4 protein-coding genes are annotated in these 3,804 nt (G+C 38.6%); 1 reads left to right on the top strand and 3 read right to left on the bottom strand.

Annotated elements, in window-relative coordinates:
• On the top strand, nucleotides 1-572 hold a 572-nt coding region (locus tag AC1DUA_RS28140; protein WP_477502908.1), incomplete at its 5' end, for a GNAT family N-acetyltransferase.
• An 83-nt stretch (nucleotides 573-655) separates the two neighbouring features.
• Here AC1DUA_RS28140 and AC1DUA_RS28135 read toward each other — a convergent pair.
• From AC1DUA_RS28135 to AC1DUA_RS28125, 3 genes are all read right to left on the bottom strand, one after another.
• The gene (locus tag AC1DUA_RS28135; RefSeq protein ID WP_477502907.1) at nucleotides 656-1,732 is read right to left on the bottom strand and encodes a Ger(x)C family spore germination protein; all 1,077 of its coding nucleotides are present in this window, start codon (nucleotides 1,730-1,732) and stop codon (nucleotides 656-658) included.
• Nucleotides 1,719-2,798, bottom strand: coding sequence for a GerAB/ArcD/ProY family transporter (locus tag AC1DUA_RS28130; RefSeq protein WP_477502906.1), 1,080 nt, complete (start codon nucleotides 2,796-2,798; stop codon nucleotides 1,719-1,721). The genes AC1DUA_RS28135 and AC1DUA_RS28130 overlap by 14 nt, the downstream gene beginning before the upstream one ends.
• On the bottom strand, nucleotides 2,791-3,804 hold a 1,014-nt coding region (locus tag AC1DUA_RS28125; RefSeq protein ID WP_477502905.1), incomplete at its 5' end, for a spore germination protein. The genes AC1DUA_RS28125 and AC1DUA_RS28130, both read right to left, overlap by 8 nt.

The raw sequence follows: 3,804 nt of genomic DNA, 5'->3' as shown, positions 1-3,804 counted from the left end.
CAACCAACCCGATTTTATATACGATACCTGAGAGCTTTGAAAGTACAAGATTGCTAATACGGGCTCCCTTATGGGAAGATGGCGCGATGGTAAATGAAGCAATTAGGGAAAGTATGGATGAATTACGTGCCTGGATGCCGTGGGCTAAAAATATCCCAACCTTGGAAGAGTCTGAAGTAAATATTCGACGAGCTAGGCTGCAATTCTTAGATCGTACGGATCTAAGATTACTCCTTTTTCTGAAGGAAACCGGTGAACTCATTGGTAGTAGCGGCTTACATCGTATTGATTGGGAATCGCGTAAATTTGAAATTGGTTATTGGTTGCGTACTCCTTTTGGCAATAAAGGCTATATGACAGAAGCAGTAGCAGCCATTACAAATTATGCTGTCTTTGAGTTGCAAGCTAATCGAATTGAAATAAGGTGTGATGGTCGCAATACACGAAGTTCACGAGTTGCTGAACGTCTGGGATTTACATTGGAAGGAATCCTTCGACAAGATAAGTGTGGGGAAGATGGTTCTTTGAGAGATACGATGGTATTTTCTAAAGTTCGCGGTATTGAGTTTTAGGAAGGAGTGAATGCTGTGGAAAGACAATAATGAAAATAGGAGCCTCCGGTGACAAACCGAGGTTCCTATTTTCGTTTTCCAGATTAATTCGAACGCATTTTTATCAAACCTTCATTTTGGATATCGGTATGAAATTGAAGGTTCATTTTCAACTGAGGATAGTATTCTGTTCGCCATTGCTGTAAATCTTTTCTCGGGATTTTGGTTCGGAAACGTTGTCCTATTCCTAAGATGTCCGCCTCACTTTTTTGGATTTTCGAAAATAGAATTTGAAAACGTTCGGTAATTAGCTTTTCTAATTCTTGTATGATTTCCGTTTGAGATGGATTTCCTTTCGTTTCCAGGATTACAACTTTTAATTTGATTTGAGTATTCATGTATGGCTTATTGTCAACAAAGTTGCTTGTATATTTCATCGTATTACTAGCAATCAAGACACTTGCATGATCCATCACTTCAATTTTCCCCTGTGCACTTTGCTTGTTGAAAGCATTATAGAGGAGAGTCTCATCGGGTGTGATTTGTTCCACCATCTTCCCACTTCTAATAACGGATGAGCCTATATATTCACATGGTGAAGATGGACCTGATTTAACAAGAGGGATGGCAATGTCATTCGTATAAGAATAAATACTACGATAAATCTGCCATATCTGTGCTCGAGCGATCTGTGGGTTCCAACCCGCATTTTTTTCGAAAAAGTCGTATACAAAGGCTTGTTTTGGAACTGTTGCTTTTTTCTCATTCGATAGATACTTTTCAATGTCCTCGTCACAGATCACAACGTAAGCTTTAAGAGAAACTTCCCCGCTTCTCATAAAACCAGAGATAATGTCTTTCATACCTTGCTTCGCGACCTTTTTTTCAATAAGAATAACTTTAACATGAAATAAGTCAATCTGTTTTTCCTTATTCATACTGATCTTATCTACGGCTTGGCTTATTGTTTTTCCAGTCTGGCTGATCAAATTCATTTTTATCGTGTTTTGATCCAATTCAGGGTCCTGTAGGATGACTTTATACTCATCATTTATTTTCGTAACACCCATAACGAGTGGCAAAGTACGATGATTAATGTCCTTATTATCCCAACAACCGCTCAGAACAAATACGATACTTAAAAGCACGAGAATTCGTACTGTAGACTTAATTGAGTTCATGACCCACCTTCCTTTTAAAGCGCAGCCCAAGATAATAAATAGATAACGGAACCGTGATTAAAATAAAGAATCTTAACGGCGTATTCCATATAAAAAGATTATCTACGCTTTTCCAATCGGGAATCATTAAACAAACAACAAAGATAGAAACAGAGATTGCGAGCGTAACATACAGTGGTTTAAAGAGGGGAATCCATTGACTTATAATGCGATTGGTCTCCCATAATGTCAGTGAGATGAAAAGCATGCTGAAAGTAATCAATGTAAGTAAGAAAAACATGGTGACTCTGTCGAACATGAACCAAGAAATATTTATCGTCTCAACAACAACAACAAAGGGGAAATGAAGAGTTAATGCTGTTGCCTCACCGAACGTGAGAATAGGAATATAGACAGAGAAGATAAAGAAGGGAATAAGCACAGCAGCCGCAAGGATAATTTTTTTTCTTTGATAAGTAACAAAAGGTTGGACAAAGCCTAGAAACAAAAAACAGCCTGCGAAGGCAAAAAAGCTTTTTAAATACGAGGATTTTGTTAGGAATGAAAAGTTTTGTTCGAAAAGGGGAAAGGCATAATACCAATCAATGTTTTGAAAAGAAGTGAAACTAATGATAAAAATTAGGGGCAGAAAAATAATACCGAGCAGAACCCCGGTGCGAAATATCGCTTCAATTCCTTTGGTTGCTAGATAGGCGGACACGAATAGTAACAAGATCATGATTGCCCATAAGGGAGTGCTTGATAAAAAGATGATAACAATGATTTCTGAGTAAGCGCGAACGGCAAGAACGGCAATTACGAATAAATATAGGGTTACTGGCAGAAGAAATATAAGGGCTACTCCTTTCCCAGCACTCTTGTAAATACGTATAATGTCCCAATTCGGGAAAAAACTTAGACCTTTCATATAGATCGAAATGACAACAAAATGTACGATAATCCCTACAAGGATAGGAATCCAATGCGCAGATTCTGTACTTCCAATAATATCTTCCGGGTACAGGAAAAAAATGAGCCCTAAATGTGTGAGAATGTACATGAGCATGACAGATAAGCTTTTATCCATTTTTGGTTCGACCCTTTGCCACATTGATTTGAATATAGGGAATTCCAAAGGTGTTTAGACTTGCTAAGTACGCACATACCAGGACTAAACCCGCTAAAATGCCTAAAACTCCGTAAATTGCCGCTAAAACAACAATTAGATATTTAAATAAACGGATCGAGAGCGAATTTTGAAATCCAACAACCGTTGAATTCGCGATTGTCGTAGCCGCAAGAATGATAATAATGAGATTACTCACTAATTTGGCTGCAACGATAGCTTGTCCCAGTATGATTCCGCCTACCATGGTAATTGTGGGACCAATACTTTTGGGCAATCGGACGCTGGCTTCCAGAATTAATTCCAGAATAACAAGGATCAGCAAGATTTCTACAATTGCAGGATAAGGCACACTATCTCGACTTTGGGAGACCGCTAACGCCAGTTCAATTCTCAGCACCTCGGGATTAACAGCTACTAGGGCCACGTATAAGCCTGGAACAATTAAAGTCATCAAGACGCCAATGATTCGTAGTAATCGGACAGAAAACATTAAAGGCAGCGGATAATTGCGATCATTTTCCATTGCGAACATATCCCATAACAAGCTAGGAAGAATGAGCGCTAGAGGTAATCGATCTACAAATAGAACGACTTTGCCCATCCGTAAGGATTGAGCGACCTCTTGGGGGAGCTCTGTTGTGTTAAATTTAGAGAAGGGTCCCCAGGCAGAAAAACCCATTGTTCTTGATAAATTTTGTAAATTGTGAACTTCCTTATCCAAGTTCATTTCGAATTGACGAACAATGTTGTTCACCAAATCCATTTGGACATGGTCTTCACAATACAGCAACGAAATCTTTTTTTTCTCACCCTTGCCGACATAAAACGATCTGACTAAAAGGTGATCTGAACTTACTTGTTTTCTAGTAATACCAATATTTTGCTCAATGTCTTCGACAAAGGAACTTAAAGGTCCCTGAAGGACATTTTCATTCGTAGGAGGCTCAGTAAATCGATTCAGTAG

This window comes from Paenibacillus sp. 01T422 (genome assembly GCF_056398785.1).
Note: the sequence above shows the minus strand (reverse complement) of the source record. Positions and strands in the feature narration are given on the sequence as shown.

What these genes read in the sequence shown, in the direction of transcription:
- AC1DUA_RS28135 (WP_477502907.1), bottom strand. Translation starts at nt 1,732, where the DNA reads ATGAACTCAATTAAGTCTACAGTACGAATTCTCGTGCTTTTAAGTATC.
- AC1DUA_RS28130 (WP_477502906.1), bottom strand. Translation starts at nt 2,798, where the DNA reads ATGGATAAAAGCTTATCTGTCATGCTCATGTACATTCTCACACATTTA.